Source organism: Nonomuraea sp. NPDC050202 (genome assembly GCF_040656115.1).
Taxonomy (GTDB): Bacteria; Actinomycetota; Actinomycetes; order Streptosporangiales; family Streptosporangiaceae; genus Nonomuraea.
Window position 1 is genome coordinate 653,590 of record NZ_JBFALF010000001.1, and the last position, 15,673, is coordinate 669,262.

The 15,673-nt window shown below is 72.5% G+C and carries 15 protein-coding genes; 3 read left to right on the plus strand and 12 right to left on the minus strand.

What is annotated here, in order from left to right; genetic code table 11:
• Nucleotides 1-123: 123 nt before the first annotated feature.
• Nucleotides 124-741 (minus strand): dihydroxyacetone kinase subunit DhaL, encoded by a 618-nt coding sequence (dhaL, locus tag AB0I79_RS03205; RefSeq protein WP_357867063.1) that lies wholly within the window; start codon nt 739-741, stop codon nt 124-126.
• Nucleotides 741-1,721: a dihydroxyacetone kinase subunit DhaK gene (dhaK, locus tag AB0I79_RS03210; protein WP_357866245.1), complete on the minus strand. Its 981-nt coding sequence runs from the start codon at nt 1,719-1,721 to the stop codon at nt 741-743. Before dhaK ends, dhaL begins: the two co-directional genes overlap by 1 nt.
• Nucleotides 1,722-1,930: 209 nt before the next feature.
• Here dhaK and AB0I79_RS03215 point away from each other — a divergent pair, with 209 nt between their 5' ends.
• Entirely contained in the window at nt 1,931-2,677 is a 747-nt protein-coding gene (locus AB0I79_RS03215) for a lysophospholipid acyltransferase family protein (RefSeq protein ID WP_357866246.1), read from the plus strand.
• Nucleotides 2,678-2,705: 28 nt separating this feature from the next.
• On the opposite strand, the gene AB0I79_RS03220 is transcribed toward AB0I79_RS03215, so the two are convergent.
• The 3 genes from AB0I79_RS03220 to AB0I79_RS03230 form a co-directional block, all read right to left on the minus strand.
• Nucleotides 2,706-3,716: an ABC transporter permease gene (locus AB0I79_RS03220; protein WP_357866248.1), complete on the minus strand. Its 1,011-nt coding sequence runs from the start codon at nt 3,714-3,716 to the stop codon at nt 2,706-2,708.
• Between the two features lie 83 nt (nt 3,717-3,799).
• Nucleotides 3,800-4,606 carry a serine/threonine-protein kinase gene (locus AB0I79_RS03225; protein WP_080040917.1) on the minus strand — a complete coding sequence of 269 codons (807 nt, stop codon included), beginning with the start codon at nt 4,604-4,606 and terminating at the stop codon, nt 3,800-3,802.
• Nucleotides 4,607-4,662: 56 nt separating this feature from the next.
• Nucleotides 4,663-5,910 carry an MFS transporter gene (locus AB0I79_RS03230; RefSeq protein WP_357866249.1) on the minus strand — a complete coding sequence of 416 codons (1,248 nt, stop codon included), beginning with the start codon at nt 5,908-5,910 and terminating at the stop codon, nt 4,663-4,665.
• A gap of 68 nt (nt 5,911-5,978) precedes the next feature.
• On the opposite strand from AB0I79_RS03230, the gene AB0I79_RS03235 reads away from it, so the two are divergent.
• Complete coding sequence (locus AB0I79_RS03235) at nt 5,979-6,563, plus strand: helix-turn-helix domain-containing protein (protein ID WP_357866251.1); 585 nt, start codon at nt 5,979-5,981, stop codon at nt 6,561-6,563.
• Nucleotides 6,564-6,871: 308 nt separating this feature from the next.
• Here the strand turns inward: AB0I79_RS03235 and AB0I79_RS03240 are convergent, their stop codons facing one another.
• The 4 genes from AB0I79_RS03240 to AB0I79_RS03255 all read right to left on the minus strand — a co-directional run bounded on the left by AB0I79_RS03240 (nt 6,872) and on the right by AB0I79_RS03255 (nt 11,136).
• On the minus strand, nt 6,872-7,495 hold the full coding sequence (locus AB0I79_RS03240) for a DJ-1/PfpI family protein (protein WP_357866253.1): 624 nt from the start codon (nt 7,493-7,495) through the stop codon (nt 6,872-6,874).
• Nucleotides 7,492-8,463: a GlxA family transcriptional regulator gene (locus AB0I79_RS03245; RefSeq protein ID WP_357866255.1), complete on the minus strand. Its 972-nt coding sequence runs from the start codon at nt 8,461-8,463 to the stop codon at nt 7,492-7,494. The genes AB0I79_RS03240 and AB0I79_RS03245 overlap by 4 nt, the downstream gene beginning before the upstream one ends.
• 129 nt (nt 8,464-8,592) lie before the next feature.
• Nucleotides 8,593-10,218 carry an L-glutamate gamma-semialdehyde dehydrogenase gene (gene pruA / locus AB0I79_RS03250; protein ID WP_357866257.1) on the minus strand — a complete coding sequence of 542 codons (1,626 nt, stop codon included), beginning with the start codon at nt 10,216-10,218 and terminating at the stop codon, nt 8,593-8,595.
• The gene (locus AB0I79_RS03255) at nt 10,219-11,136 is read right to left on the minus strand and encodes a proline dehydrogenase family protein (protein WP_357866258.1); all 918 of its coding nucleotides are present in this window, start codon (nt 11,134-11,136) and stop codon (nt 10,219-10,221) included.
• 76 nt (nt 11,137-11,212) lie between these two features.
• Between AB0I79_RS03255 and AB0I79_RS03260 the strand changes: the two genes are divergently transcribed.
• Complete coding sequence (locus AB0I79_RS03260; RefSeq protein WP_357866260.1) at nt 11,213-12,304, plus strand: helix-turn-helix domain-containing protein; 1,092 nt, start codon at nt 11,213-11,215, stop codon at nt 12,302-12,304.
• A gap of 123 nt (nt 12,305-12,427) precedes the next feature.
• Here the strand turns inward: AB0I79_RS03260 and AB0I79_RS03265 are convergent, their stop codons facing one another.
• The 3 genes from AB0I79_RS03265 to AB0I79_RS03275 all read right to left on the minus strand — a co-directional run bounded on the left by AB0I79_RS03265 (nt 12,428) and on the right by AB0I79_RS03275 (nt 15,606).
• Nucleotides 12,428-13,294: an alpha/beta hydrolase gene (locus AB0I79_RS03265; protein ID WP_357866262.1), complete on the minus strand. Its 867-nt coding sequence runs from the start codon at nt 13,292-13,294 to the stop codon at nt 12,428-12,430.
• A 130-nt stretch (nt 13,295-13,424) separates the two neighbouring features.
• Entirely contained in the window at nt 13,425-14,141 is a 717-nt protein-coding gene (locus AB0I79_RS03270; protein WP_357866264.1) for a glycoside hydrolase family 16 protein, read from the minus strand.
• A 22-nt stretch (nt 14,142-14,163) separates the two neighbouring features.
• Nucleotides 14,164-15,606, minus strand: a complete 1,443-nt coding sequence (locus AB0I79_RS03275; RefSeq protein WP_357866265.1) for an ATP-binding protein — start codon at nt 15,604-15,606, stop codon at nt 14,164-14,166.
• Nucleotides 15,607-15,673 lie beyond the last annotated feature (67 nt).

A 15,673-nucleotide genomic window follows, 5' to 3' on the forward strand; every position in this document is an offset into this window, starting at 1 on the left:
CACGCCGCCCCGCCACCTCCCGTCATCGCACCGCCGCCCACCACGGGACCCGTGTGTCCCGCCGCGGTCATCCCGCCGCGGTCATCCAGCCACGGTCATCCAGCCACGGTCATCCAGCCACGGTCATCCGGCCACGGTGGCCAGCGCCGTCATGAACAGCGTCGCCGACGCCGCGCCCGGGTCCTCGTGCCCGATGCTGCGCTCGCCGAGGTAGCTGGCCCGCCCCTTCCTCGCCTGCATCGGGATCGTGGCCTTGGCGCCGTCCGCGGCCGCGCGCGCCGCCTGGTCGAGCGCCTGGCGTACCCCGACCCCGTCGCGTACGGCCAGGGCCAGCGCGCGGGAGGCGGGGGCCAGCGCGTCCACCATGGTCTTGTCGCCCAGCGCGGCCTTGCCCAGCCGCTCGACCGCGACCACGCCCTCCTCGAACGCCGCGGCGAACCCGGCCAGCGTCACCGGCGTCTCCAGCGCCTTGCCCATCTGCCGGAACAGCGACCCGTACAGCGGCCCCGAAGCGCCGCCGACGCGGCGGATCAGCGTCGCGCCCGCCGTCGTCAGCACCTGCGACTCCGACTCGATCGCCGTGTCGGCCAGCGCCTTGAGCACCTCGGTGAGGCCGCGGTCGAGGTTGGTGCCGTGGTCGGCGTCGCCGATCGCCGCGTCCAGCCGGGTCAGCCGGTCGCGGTCGGCGCGTACGAGCCTGGCCGACTCCTCGAACCAGGCCACGAACAGCGCGGTCTCCATCACCGCCCCCAGCGCAGGCCGGGCGTCTCGACCGGGGCGTCCCACAGCCGGGTCAGCCTGTCGTCGAGCCGGCAGACGGTCACGGAGAAGCCCTGCATCTCCAGGCTCGTCACGTAGTTGCCCACCAGTGACCGTGTCACCCGCGCCCCCTTGCCCTTGACGAACGCCGCCACCTCGGCGAACACCACGTACAGCTCCATGAGCGGGGTGCCGCCCATGCCGTTCACCATCACCAGCAGGTCGCCCTGGAGCGGCAGGTCGCCGTGGATCGCCTCCATGGCCACGCCCGCCAGCTCGCGCGCCGACACCATCGGCACCCTGGCCCGGCCGGGCTCGCCGTGGATGCCGATGCCCAGCTCCACGTCCGTCTCCGGCAGGTCGAAGGTGGGTTTTCCGGCCGCCGGGACCGTGCAGGAGGACAGCGCCACGCCGAACGACCGGCTGCGCTCGTCCACCTCGGTCGCCACGGCGGCGACCTCGGCCAGCGGCGCGCCCTCCTCGGCCAGCGCCCCGGCCATCTTCTCCACGAACAGCGTCGCGCCGGTGCCGCGGCGGCCGGCCGTGTAGAGGGAGTCCTGGACGGCCACGTCGTCGTCCACCAGCACGTCGGCCACCTCGACGCCCTCGGCCAGCTCGGCGGCCATCTCGAAGTTGAGCACGTCGCCGGTGTAGTTCTTGACGATGTGCAGCACCCCGGCGCCGCCGTCCACGGCCTTCGTGGCCTCGATGATCTGGTCGGGAACCGGCGAGGTGAAGACCTCGCCGGGGCAGGCGGCGTCCAGCATGCCGTGACCGACGAACCCGGCGTGCAGCGGCTCGTGCCCCGAGCCGCCGCCCGAGACCAGGCCCACCTTGCCCGGGCGGGGGCCTTCCGCCCGGTAGACCACCCGGCCGCGGACGCGGAGCGACGGGTGGGCCGCGGCCATGCCGTTCAGCGCGTCTTCAACTACGGAGTCCGCCGAGTTGATGAGCTTCTTCATGGTCAAAACATCTGCCCGTTTTCACGACCGCGCAAGCGTCGTGGCGCCGTCGGGGTGGATGTCGTCCACAGCCGGAGCCGGCGGGGGCCGTCACGCCCGGCCACGACGTCGATCCCACCGGCATCAGGCGCACCGCCCACGGCGACCTGCGGGGCACGGTGAGCCTCCCGACTACCGTGACACCCGCCTGAGTAGGTTACCGTCTGCACATGGCTGAGATCGTGTACCCGCCGGTGATCGCCGCCGCGCGGACCCTCTTTCGCGTGCTCGACATCCGCTTCCACATGGAGGGCACCGAGCACGTGCCGCGATCCGGGGGCGCGGTGCTGGTGAGCAACCACATCAGCTACCTCGACTTCATCTTCGCGGGGTTCGCCGCGCTGCCGTCGAAGCGGCTGGTGCGCTTCATGGCCAAGGAGGACGTGTTCACGCACCGGATCTCGGGGCCGCTCATGCGTGGGATGCATCACATCCCGGTGGACCGGGGGGCGGGCGCGGGCTCGTACGCGACGGCGCTGCGGATGTTGAAGGCGGGCGAGGTGGTCGGCGTGTTCGCCGAGGCCACGATCAGCCGGTCGTTCACCGTCAAGGAGATCAAGAACGGGGCGATCCGCATGGCCATGGCCACCGGCACCCCGATCATCCCGGTGAGCCTGTGGGGCAGCCAGCGGCTGTGGACCAAGGGCAGGCCGCGCAAGCTGCTGCAGCGTCACGTGCCGCTCACCATCCTGGTGGGGGAGCCGATGTACCCCAAGCGCGGGGAGAACGTCAACGAGCACACGGCCGACCTGCACGCCCGCCTGTCGGAGCTGGTGGATCGGGCGCAGCGCACGTACCCGGAGGTGCCGCAGGGGGTGTGGTGGCAGCCCGCCCACCTCGGCGGCACGGCCCCGACGCCCGAGGAGGCCGCGGCCATGGACGCCGCCGAGGCAGAGGCCCGCGCCAGGCGCGACTGAGGGCCGGCGGTCCCGGCCCTGGGAGCGGCTACTCGGCGGAACGGCCCCGGGGGTGGCGGTCGCGCCAGATCAGGAAGACGACGCACGACACCAGCGCCCAGGCGGCCAGCACCAGGAACGGCGCCGGCCGCTGATGCCCGCCGAAGTAGACGGCGGTGTGCTGGGCGTTGATGGAGGCCCCCGGCGGTAGCCAGCGGCCGATCTCGCCCAGCGGCGACGGCAGCAGCGGCCAGGACACCGCCCCGCCCGAGGACGGGTTGCCGAGCAGCACCATCAACCCCCAGGTGGGCACCATCGCCCAGCGCCGGACGAGCGTGTTGAACATGGTGAAGACCATCCCGGAGGCGAACATGGTCAGCGCCAGGATGAACCACGACTCCAGCAGGGGCAGATCGAGCGCGCCGAGCCCCCAGTCCACGACGGCCACGATGGACAGCGCGCCCAGCGCGGCGTACGCCAGGGTGAACGCGATACGCTCCCCGGCGGCCAGCGCATCGGCGTTGACGCTGAGCTGGGCGGCCCCGATGAACCCGATGACCACCGCCGCGAGGGTGATGTAGAACAGCGCCAGCCCGCGCGGATCGCCCCGCTGCAGCGGCTTGATGTCCCGTACGGTCAGCCGCACACCGACCCGCGGGGCCACCTTCGGCGCCGCCTCGGTGAGCAACTGCGCCACCGACGCGCCCGAGGCGCTCGACACGTTCAGCGTGACGTGGTCGCCGCGCACCGCGATGACGCCGAAGACCCGCTGCTCCTCGACCGCCTGGACGGCCTGCTCGAAGGAGCTGCCGAAGGACAGGGCGAGCGAGGCGTCCAGCGCCTGCTCCAGACCGGCGGCGAAGGCCCTGCCGCGCACGGTCTCATGGCTGACCCCGACCACGGCGACCGGGACGCGGTGCGGGGCCGGGTCGGCCATGGCGTAGGTGTAGGACCCGGCGAAGAGCCCCGCCGCGGCGGCGAGAATCAGCACGATCACGGTCGCCGGGAAGTACGGCGACCCCTTGAAGGTCGTCCAGCGGCGGCTCGTCCGGTCGTCCATGCCCACCCACGCTAGGCACGCGGGCGCCGCGGTCCCCTCGCCGACACGCGGGAACCGCCCTGTGACGACCGGTCGTCAACCGGTCAGATGGCCGCCTGGTACGCGCTGGCGCGCATGCCCGCCAGCAACCCCGCCGTCTGCTCCGGCGTGTACCTCCGCACCGGATCGTGGTGCAGCAGCCCCTCGATGAGCGGCCGCATCACCCCGGCCCGCCGGGGCGGCGGGTACGGCCCGCTGCGGGCCATGCCGAGCACCGTGGCGGCGTCCTGCCCCGGGTAGGGCGGCTGGCCCTCGATGGCGCTGTAGAGGGTGGCGCCGAAGGACCACATGTCGGCCTCCTTGCTGGCCGGCCCGCCGTGCAGCCGCTCGGGCGCCATGAAGGCGGGCGTGCCGCGCAGGCGGCGGGAGGTGGTCATGCGGATGTCGCCCTCGGCGGTCGCTATGCCGAAGTCGGTCAGCACCACCCGGTCACCGGTCAGCATGACGTTGGCCGGCTTCACGTCACGGTGCAGCACGCCGGCCTGGTGGGCGGTGCGCAGCGCCGCGAGCAGGTGCTGCCCGATGGCCGCCACCGACTGGGCCGGTAGCGTGCCCACCTGCGAGAGCAACTGGTGCAACGAGAGCCCGTCGAGGTACTCCATCACGATCCAGAGCTTGCCGCCCTCCTCGATCAGGTCGTGGACCGTGATGATGTTCGGGTGCGTGAGCCCGGCGGCCATGCGCGCCTCACGCAGCACCCGGCGGCGTACCATCTCGGCCTCACCGGCCAAGGTCAGCTCCTTAAGCGCCACCGTACGGTGGAGGAGCTGATCGAACGCCCGCCAGACGACTCCCATACCCCCACGACCGGCCTCCTCGTTCAGGAGGTACCGTCCGCCGATCTTCCGCATACCATCCCCTCAAGCTCGGGGATAATCATGTCACCTCAGCACAGGCTGTAGGGTGCCTAACGTGATCTGGATATGTCGGAAAGTGTAGGTTCGCTGGTCAGAGGCCCAGAAAATTGATCTGACAAAGCGCGCCATACCAGTCCGACTGCCACCAAACATACTCCTGTGGCGCCCACGAGGGCGGCCGTAAGCCCCGCGAGCTCCGCCACAACGCCGCCCAGGGCCGCTCCCAGCGGCATGCCACCCATCCCGATGAGGCGGTATGCCGAATTGACCCTCCCCAGGAGTCCGGCCGGGATCAGCCGCTGCCGGGCCGAGATCACCAGGACGTTCCCCGCGGCGCCGACCACCCCCCACAGCACGGCGGTGGGGTAGAGCGTCCACGGCGACGGCACGACCACTGGCACCAGGAGCAGCACGCTGGTGGTCAGCCAGTTGCCCACGAGCGTCCTGAGCTCGCCGAGGACCGCCGCCGCCCGGTCGGCCAGCAGCGACCCGAACACCGCCCCCACGGCGAAGGCCGTGGTCATGAGGCCGTACTCGCCCGGCTCCAGCCCGATCCGCGACCCGTCGCCGACCGCCCACAGCACGAAGACGGCGAAGTAGCCGGCGTTGGCGAGGTTGAGCAGGCCGGCCGTGATCGCGAGGCTGCGCAGGATCCGGTGCCCCCACAGGTAGCCCAGCGCCTCGGCGATGTCGGCCCGCATCGGGCGGCGCGCGGGCGGGTCCGGCAGCCGGTACGTGCCGCGCATGCCCAGCAGGAGCAGCCCCGCCGCGCCGTACAGGACAGCGGGGGCGCCGAAGACGGCGGCGGGCAGCGCCACGACGAGGAGGCCCGCGACCGGGGCGCCGACGAAGTCGTTGCCGATCATCTGGGCGGTGGACACCCGGCCGTTCGCCCTGGTCAACTCCCCGCCGGGGACGGTCATGGGCAGGACGGACTGCGCCGACAGGTCCGCGAACACCTCGCACACCCCGGCCAGCAGCACGGCGGCGAGCAGCAGCCACAGGTTCAGCAGACCGAGGGCGGCCAGGGCGGTGACGCAGGCGAGGAGGGCGGCGCGGACGAGGTTCGCGCGGACCATGACGCGGCGGCGGTCGGCCCGGTCGGCGATGGCGCCCGCGTGCAGCGCCAGCACCAGCCACGGCAGCGTGGCGGCCGCTCCCACGAGGGAGACCAGGGTCGGGGAGCGGGTCATCGTCACGGCCAGCAGCGGCGCCCCGATCTTGAGTATGCCGTCCGCCAGGTTGGACAGCCCCGTGGATGACCACAGGAAGGCGAACGATCGCCCGAGACGCGCCACGGCTTGCTCCGATAGTGTGTAAGGAAAAGTGTGCATAGGTTTCTTTGCAAAGATAGGCTTGCACAGTCATGCAGATCAAGAGCTTCTCCGCCCGTACGCTCGGCGCGAACGCGCTGAAGTCCTTCGCCCACCCGCTGCGCCTGCGCATCTACCAGCTGCTGGAGGAGCGCGGCCCCTCGACGGCCACCGGCCTGGCCGCCCTGCTCGGCCAGAACACCGGCGCCACCAGCTACCACCTCAGGGAGCTCGCCAAGCACGGCATGATCGAGGTGGTGGCCGGGATGGGCCGCGGCAAGGAGAAGTACTGGCGCGTCACGCCCGGCGGTTTCTCCTACGGCGAGGCGCGCCCCGCCGACCCCGAGGTGGCGGGCGCGCTCGACTACCTGCTCGACGACCTGGTGCGCACGCGCGGCGCCGAACTGGCCCGCTGGCGCGAGGAGTCGGCCACGGCGCCCGAGGAGTGGGTCCAGGCCAGCGTGTACGGGCGGCGCTCGCTGCGGCTGACCCCGCAGGAGACGGCGCGGATGCGGGACGAGGTGTTCGAGGTGCTGGAGCGGTTCCGGGCGCTGTCGGACGGCGGGGGCCGCGAAGGCGCCGGGCACGTCGTCGTGCACTTCGACGTCCTGCCCGTGGGCGCGGGAGACGACGGCTGACCGGCGGGGCGCGGGTCAGGGTGCCCGCGCCGATCTCATCGGACGCGCCCGTACGCGGTCCCGGCGCGTGCGGCCTCGGTACGTGTGGCCTCGGTACGTGCGGTCGCGGGGAAGGAGACCGGGCGCGGCGCCGCCGTCGGAGCGGGCAATGTTCGGCGGCGCCGTAGCCCTTACCGCTGCGCGAGGCCTCCGGGCCCGCCGGACATAGGGCCCGGAGGGGCGGCGCCCTCGTCCCGGGCTGGTGGGACGGGGGCGCCTGCCCCGCGCCGGAGAAGGCCGGCCGGCGGAGCGGGGACGGGGGAGCGGGGTCAGGAGAGCAGGCTCAGGGCGCGCTCCATCATGGCCTGCGAGGCAGTCTTCGCCGAGCCGCCGTCGAACGGCGGCTGCGGGTCGTACTCGATCATGAGCTGCACGCTCCGCGCCGTCTCCTCGTCCCTCGCCTGCCCCAGCAGCGTCAGCGCCATGTCGATGCCCGCCGACACCCCCGCCCCCGTCACGATCTTGCCGGCGGTGACCACGCGCTCGCTCACCGGCTCGGCCCCGTACCTCTTGAGCTCGTCGAGCACCGCCCAGTGCGAGGTCGCCGGCACGCCCTCCAGCACCCCCGCCGCGCCGAGCAGCAGCGAGCCGCTGCACACGGACGTCGTCCACCGCGTGTGCTCGTGCGCCTGCCTGATCCACCCCACCAGGGCCTCGTCGGACAGCGCGTCGAAGGTGCCGCTGCCGCCCGGGACCACGATCACGTCCGGCGCGGGCAGGTCGGCGTACGAGGCGGTGGCGTTGATCGTGAGCGTGCCGTGGTCGTCGGGGACCGGCCCCGCCTGGCCGGCCACGAACGTGACCGTGCAGCCCGGCGAGAAGGCCAGCACCGTGTACGGCCCCACCGCGTCCAGTGCGGTGAACCGGGGATAGAGCGGGATGGCTACGTTCATGGGCCTCGCCTTTCCTTGGCATGGAATCGTCTGCGGTGGTCGCCGGGCGAGATCCGCCAGTGCCGGCGGAAGACCCGGTAGAGCGTCTCCTGCGTGCCGAGGCCCGCCTGCCTGGCCACCGCGGCCAGGGGGAGACCGGTCACCTCCAGCAGCCGCCTGGCGGTGTCGGCCCGGCTGCGCTCGACGTACCGGCCGGGTGACAGGCCCGTCTGCTCGGTGAAGACGCGGGAGAAGTGGCGCTCGCTCATCCCGGCGCGCGCGGCCAGCGCGGGCACGCTGAGGTCGGCGGCCGGGTTCGCGTCGATGTAGGCCTGCAACTCCCTGAGCGGCTCGCTGCGCGGCGTCATGGCCCGCATCGGGGTGCTGAACTGGCTCTGCCCGCCGGGCCTGTGCAGGTACACCACGAGGCCGCGGGCGACGTCACTGGCGAGCGCGTGGCCGTGGTCCCTGGCGACCAGCGCCAGCGCCAGGTCCACGCCGGACAGCACGCCGGCCGAGGTCCAGACGTTGCCGTCCTCGATGTAGAGCGGGTCGGGGTCCACCTCGACGGCCGCGTACCGGCTGCCGAGCTCGCCGGCGGACAGCCAGTGCGTGGTGACCCGCCGGTGGTCCAGCAGCCCGGCCTCCGCCAGCAGGAACGCGCCGTTGCACACCGAGGCCACCCGGCGCGCGCCGGCGGCCAGGCGGACGATGCCGGCGATCAGCTCCCGGTCCTCGACGTGCTCGGGCACGCTCATCCCGCCCGCCACCAGCAGCGTGTCGACCGGCCCCGCGACGTCGCCGAGCGCGCCGGCCATGACCGTGACGCCGTTCCCCGCGGGCACGGCGCCACCGCCGGGTGCCGCCACCTCCACCGCGTAGCCGCCGCCGGGCGCGATCAGGGCCGCCGTCCCGAACACGTCGGCCGGACCGGCCATGTCGAGGAGCTGGAACCCGGGGAAGACGACGATCAGGATCCGTCGCTGCATGTCCTTCATGCTGGTCGCGCGCCCGGGTGGCGTCAACGACACGAATATTGCAGATTACGCCAAGATCATGACGAGAACGCCGAGAGCCCCCGGAGGCAGGATCCGGGGGCTCTCGGCGGCGATGGGCGCTCAGCCCATGTGCGGGTAACGGTGGTCGGTCGGCGGCACGAACGTCTCCTTGATCGCGCGGGCGCTCACCCACCGCGTCAGGTTGAAGATCGAGCCCGCCTTGTCGTTGGTGCCGGACGCGCGGCCGCCGCCGAACGGCTGCTGGCCCACGACGGCGCCCGTCGGCTTGTCGTTGACGTAGAAGTTGCCCGCCGCGAAGCGCAGCCGCTCGGCGGCCGTGGCGACGGCGTAGCGGTCCTGGGCGATGATCGACCCGGTCAGCGCGTACGGGGCGATGCCCTCCATCTGGTCCACGACCTGGTCGTAGTCGCGGTCCTCGTAGACGTGCACGCCGAGGATCGGCCCGAAGTACTCCTTGACGAAGATCTCGTCGGCCGGGTCCGCGCACTCCAGGATGGTCGGCTTGACGAAGTAGCCGACGGAGTCGTCGTAGGAGCCGGTGAGCACGTCGATGTTCGAGGCCGCGCGCGCCCGGTCGATCGCCTCCTTGTGCTTGGCGAACGCCCGGCCGTCGATGACCGCGCCCATGAACGTCGACAGGTCCGCCGCCACGTCGCCCACCGTCAGCGACTCGGCCGTGGCGACGAAGTCGTCACGCATGCGGCTCCAGAGCGAGCGCGGCACGTAGGCCCGCGACGCCGCGGAGCACTTCTGCCCCTGGTACTCGAACGCGCCCCTGACCAGCGCCGTCGTGAGCACGGCCGGGTCGGCGGAGGGGTGGGCGAGCACGAAGTCCTTGCCGCCGGTCTCCCCGACGAGGCGCGGGTAGCCGTGGTAGGAGGAGATGTTTTCGCCGATCGTGCGCCACAGGTGCTGGAACGTCGCGGTCGAGCCGGTGAAGTGGATGCCCGCGAGCGCCGGGTGTGCCAGCGCCACCTCGGACACGGCCTGCCCGTTGCCCGTCACCAGGTTGATCACGCCCGGCGGCAGCCCCGCCTCCTCCAGCAGCCGCATCGTGAAGTGCGCGGCGAACTGCTGCGTCGGGGACGGCTTCCAGACGACGACGTTGCCCATCAGCGCGGCCGACGTCGGCAGGTTGCCGGCGATCGCGGTGAAGTTGAACGGCGTGATCGCCAGCACGAAGCCCTCGAGCGGGCGGTACTCCATCCGGTTCCACACGCCCGGCGAGGAGATCGGCTGGTCGGCGTAGAGCTGACGGGCGTAGGCCACGTTGAAGCGCAGGAAGTCGATCAGCTCGCAGGCCGCGTCGATCTCCGCCTGCTGCACCGACTTCGACTGCCCCAGGACGGTCGCCGCGTTCAGCGTCGCCCGCCACGGGCCCGCCAGCAGGTCCGCGGCCTTCAGGAAGATCGCGGCCCGCTCGTCGAACGACAGCGACCGCCACGCCGGCGCCGCCTTCAGCGCCGCCCCGATGGCGTCCTGCACGTCCTGGGCCGTAGCGTCGTTGGTACGGCCCAGGACGGAGGCATGGTTGTGCGGCTGCACCACGTCGATGGGGGCGCCGCCGCCGAGCCGCTGCTCGCCGCCGATGGTCATGGTCAGGTCGAGCGACGCGCCGGCCAGCTCCTTGATGCGGCCCGCCAGCGTCTCCCGCTCGGCGCTGCCGGGCGCGTAGCCGTACACGCGCTCGTTCGCGGGCGCGGGGACGTTGCTGATGGCATCCATTTACTTACCCCCAAGGGCACGAAGGAAGAAGGCGACGTTGGCCGGGCGCTCCGCGAGGCGGCGCATGAAGTAGCCGTACCAGTCGTCGCCGTAGGGGACGTACACGCGGACCGTGTGACCGGCTCCCGCCAGGGCCTCCTGCCGGTCGGTCCTGATTCCGTAGAGCATCTGGAACTCGTGGTCGCCGATCGTCCTCCCGAAGCGGTCGGCGAGCAGCTCGGTGATCGCGATCATGCGGTCGTCGTGCGTCGCCACCATGGGGTACCCCTTCCCCGCCATGAGGATCCGCAGGCATCGCACGTACGCCTTGTCCACGTCCGACTTGCCCTGGTGCGCCACCGACGCGGGCTCGCGGTAGGCGCCCTTGACCAGGCGCACGCGGGAGCCCTCCGAGGCCAGGTCGCGGCAGTCCTGCTCGCTGCGGAACAGGTACGCCTGGATCGCCACGCCCGTCGCCGGGTAGTCCTCGCGCAGCTTGCGCAGGATCGACAGCGTGGAGTCGACCGTGGTGTGGTCCTCCATGTCGAGCGTGACGGTCGAGCCGTTGGCGGCCGCGGCGGCGCAGATCTCGCGGGCGTGCTCCAGCGCCATCGAGTCGTCGAGCCGCTGGCCGACGGCCGACAGCTTCACCGACACCTCGCCCCGGGCGCCGAGCCCGAGCGGCTCGACGGCCTGCAGCAGCGTGATGTAGGCGTTGGCGGTGTCCTCGGCGGCCCGCGCGTCGAGCGTCTCCTCGCCGAGGTGGTCCACGGTGACGGCGAGGTTGGCGTCGCGCAGCCGTTCGATCGCGGCGCGGGCCTCCTGGACGCCCTCGCCCGCGACGAACCGCTGCACGACCTTCTTCGTGAGCGGGAAGCCTGACACGGTGCGGCGTACGACGCCGCTTCTCGACGCGGCGAGCAGCAGTTGACCCAGCATGGGTTCAGTGTAGAAACCGCAGCTCAGAGGGGGCCATCGACGGGCGTAACGCCGCTTGTGGCAGGCTGTCGTACAAATGCACAACTCGGCTGACCTACAAGAGATCGTCGACGAGATCGCCGCCCGGCTGGGCGCGTCCGCGACGCTGGAGGACCGCTCGTTCCGGCTGCTGGCGTACGGGGCGCAGCACGGCGACATCGACACGGTCCGCCAGGAGTCGATCCTGCGCCGGCGCGCCACGGGGGAGGTGCGCGAGTACTTCGAACGTTACGGCATCGCCCGGGCCGGCGGCCCGGTCAGGATCCCCGCCGACGCCGAGCTCAAGGTGCTGGCCAGAGTCTGCTGGCCGCTGCGCCACGCCGACGTCACCTACGGCTACCTGTGGCTGCTCGACTCCGGCGAGCTGACCGACGAGACCCTGCGCGCCGCCGCGCCGCTCGTCGCCAGGGCCGCCGCCGCGCTCGCCCAGGAGGCCAGGAGCCGCCAGGACCTCGGGCACGGCCTGCGCGCCCTGCTCTCCGCCGACCCGGAGGAACGGGCCGGCGCCTCCATCGAGGTGCCGGGCCCGGTCGCGGCCATCGCCGTCCGCGAGTCGCAGGAGCGCCTGGCGGCACTCTGGACGCTCCCGCGCGGCGTCCTGGCCCGCGCCGGCTCCCCTGTCGCCCTGCTGGCCCCCGCCCACCTGGCGGCGGAGGTGGCGCAGACCGTGCAGAGCGCGTACGGCACCGCGGCCGGCATCGGCGCCTCCCGCGCCGACCCGGCCGACGCCTGGCTGAGCTGGCGCGAGGCCCGCCAGGCGCTGCGCATCGCCGAGCACTTCCCCCGCCACGCGCCCATCGCCCGCTGGGAGGACCTGGGCGTGCACCGCCTGCTGGCCCGGCTGAGCCAGGCGGACCTGCGCGAGCTGGCCGACGAGACCGCGGCGCTGGACACCGAGCTGGCCCAGACCGTTGAGGTCTACCTCGACCGCGGCGGCCACGCGCAGAAGACGGCCGCCGAGCTCGGCATCCACCGCCAGACGCTCTACTACCGGCTGGGCAAGGCCGAGCGCCTCATCCACCGCGACCTGTCGGACGGCGACGACCGGCTCGCCGTGCACATGGGGCTGAAGGCGGCCCGGCTACGCGCCCACGAGGCTCCGGACGGCCGCCCGGCTACGCGCCCATGAGGCTGCGGGCCGCCCGGCTGATGAGGCCGTGACCGGTCCGGCTGGTGAGGCCGTTACCGGTCCGGCTGACGAGGCTGGAGGTCGCCCGGCCGCGCGCCCGTGCGGCTCCAGGCGGCCCTGCCGTCACGCGCTCAGGACCTGCCTCAGCGTGACGGCGAAGGCCTCGGGCTGGCCCGGCATGCCGAACTCGTCACCCATGAAGCCCCCGTGGTTGCTGGGGAAGGTCACGGGCTTCGTACCGAGCCGCTCGGCCACGCCCTCGCCCCCGCGATGGGCCATCTCCCCCTCCGACTCGGCGCCGACCCCGATCACGACGCGGGTCGAGGCCGCCCGCAGCGCCTCGAAGTCGGGCTCGTAGTGGGTGCAGGTGATGAGGTTCTGCCCCAGCAGCGCGTCGTCGCGCGACCCGTCGTCCTGCGTCGGCAGGCCCATCATGGCCGGATCCTGCACCGGCAGCTCCCTCGGATCCGCCGGGAACTCGCCGCGGTGGCTCGTCAGCGAGATGAACTGCGCCATCGCCGGCCCGAAGCCCTCACGCTCGTACGTCTCCCGCATGTGCCTGATCGCGGCCAGCGCCCGCTCCCGGTCCGGCAGCACCTTGGCGACCGGCGGCTCGTGCGCCACCAGCGTGCGCACCTGCCCGGGATGCCGCGCCACCAGCGCCAGCGCGTTCACCGCGCCCCCGCTGCTGGCGAAGATGTCGACCGGGCCGCCGCCGATCGCGTCGATCAGCCGGTGCAGGTCGTCGGCGTGCAGCTCGGGCGTCGACTCGGCCAGGCCGTCGGTCCGCCTGCTCCGGGAGACCCCGCGCGGGTCGTACGTCACGACCGTGCGGTCCTCGAAGTGGCCGGCCAGGGTGGTGAATCCGGTCGCGTCCATCGGCGAGCCGATCATCAGCAGGATCGGCTCGCCGCTCCCCTCGGCCTCGCGCACGTCGTAGGCGATGGTGGCGCCGGGCACCTCGAGGGTGTGGGTCTTGGGCTCGGTCATGGGGTGGCTCCTTCTCGTCGGTCGTCAATCTAGACCAGGAAACCGACAGAAACCCATCGGCTCGAACCCCGGGCCTCCACCACCACCTCCGCATAGAGGCGCTGTTCCAGGCGGCAGGGCAAGAACCGCGCTAGCGAGCCTTGTAGACCTTCACCCAGTCCACGTACATCGACACGGTGTCAGGCGTGGCGGAGTCGCGGCAGCGCGGCTCGCACACCACGTCGTTCTGCAGCGCGAGCCCCATCCGCCGCCCCTCCGGCACGTGCGCTCCCCGATAGTCCCAGACCTTCTTCCCGTCCATCCAGAACGTCAGCCGCTCCGGCAGCCAGTCGACCGCCACCGTGTGCCATCGCGTGAAGTCCCCCCGCAGCACCTTCCTGGCGCGCCCCTGCCCGCTGTGCACGAAGATCCCGCCGCCCTGCCGCTTCGGGTCGACGATCTCGGCGAAGTTGACCTCGGAGTAGTCCTCGTCCTGGGAGGTCGGCCAGAGCAGCGCCACCGGCGTGTACCCGGCCCCGGCCTCCGCCTTGAACCTGACCTCCCACCGGCCGTACTCCTGGGCGAGCCGGGTCGCCACGCCGCCCGACAGGTCCTTGCCGCCGTACAGGCCGCCCTTCAGCCGCAGCACGCCGTCCGAGACCGAGGCGGCCTTCCCCGTGCGCGGGTTACGCGCGGCCTGGGGCGAGTGGTAGATCATCCAGCGGTTCGTGTCGATCGAGGAGCCGTCGAAGTTCTCCACGAGGACGGGGCGGCCCCAGCTCGCCGAGGTCTGCGCGTGCGCGGCCTGGGGGAGGACGGCTACGCCCGCGAGCGCCACCGCCGCCAGGATCGGACTGCGTGTAGGCATGCGGTCCATCGAAGCAAAGATCTCACTCGGATAACAACCCTTCTGTCCCATCCGTCACTCTGGAGACGGCACGCGGGGCGGTGCGCGGGGCGCCGAGCAGCGAACGGGTCAGGGCCTCGTGGCCGCGCAGCATCTCCTCCAGCGCGACCGTCAGGTGCTCCATGCCGGGCCTGTCCGGGGCGGGGTCCTCGCGCAGGGACTCCAGCACCGCCCGGCGCAGCAGCTCCTTGAAGAACGACGCGGTCATGCCCTCGGTCCTGGTCACCAGCCGCTCCAGGTCCGGTTCGGCCAGGTGGCCGGCGCCGTACAGGCGCAGCAGCGCGGCCCGGCGGATCGGGTCCGGTCTGGGCACCTCCACGGCCAGGTCCACCCGGCCGGGGCGGTCGGCGAGGGCCTCCTCCAGCAGGTCCGCGCGGTTCGTGGTGAGCATGAACGTGACGTCGGCGTCGGCGCCGATGCCGTCCATCGCGTCGAACAGCGTGAACAGCAGCGGGCTGCCCTCCTCGGAGTAGCGGCGCTCGTGGGCGACCAGGTCGACGTCCTCGACCACCACGATCGCCGGCTGCAGGCGTCTGGCCAGGGCCGCGGCGTCGGAGATGGCGCGCAGGGCCGTGCCGGCCATGACCACCACCGTCACGCCCGGCATGCGGCCCATCAGGTAGCGCACCGTGTGGGTCTTGCCGGTGCCGGGCGGGCCGTGCAGCAGCAGGCCGCGCTTGAGATGCTGGCCGCGGGCGAGCAGCGCCTGCGCGTGCCGGCCGATGCCCGCCACGTGCCGCTCGACCGTCTCCAGGACGCCCTCGGGCAGGATCACCTCGTCGGGCCCGAGCGCCGGGCGCGGCAGGAACGCCACCAGGCTGTTGCCCCGGTGCTCCGAGACGCCGAACGTGAGGATCTGGCCGCGCATCACGTCGTGCCGGCGCATCAGCCGCTCGATCTCCTCCCGCGCGGCGGTGGCGCTCGTCCGCGACGCGGCGATGACCTCGACCCTGCAGCCCTCCCTGCCGAACATCTCGGCCGGCCCGCGCAGGCCGAGCACGATGGGCGCGCCGTCCGGTGCGACGGTCTCGACCAGGCCGAAGGTCACGACGTCGATCGTCTGGTCGGGGCCGATCGCGGTGGTGGCGTAGTCGACCGCGCCGATCTCGAAGTGTTCGAAGCCGCGTCTGGACATGGTCAGGATGTCGATCGTGTCGCTGTGCGCCCGGCCCTGCCCCGACACGCCGTACCAGGCGGGCTCGCCCCTCGTCTCCAGGTAGGCGTCCACGCCGCGCTGGAGGCTGGCGTGCTCCCAGTTCTGGAAGGACTGCGTGACGCACACCAGGTCCTTCAGCGCGCAGGACAGGTGCTCCGTCACCCTGGCCGCCAGCTCGGAGGTCGGCTGCGACTCGTCGATGACTCTGTGGGCGTCGTGGAAGAGCTTCTGGAGGGCGCGGGCCAGCGCGTGCGCGTCTTGGAGGTCCATGCGCGCACGATCGCACACGGGGGATGGTCTGGAAATGGCGCCGGCAGGTGGCCACCGCCACCTGCCG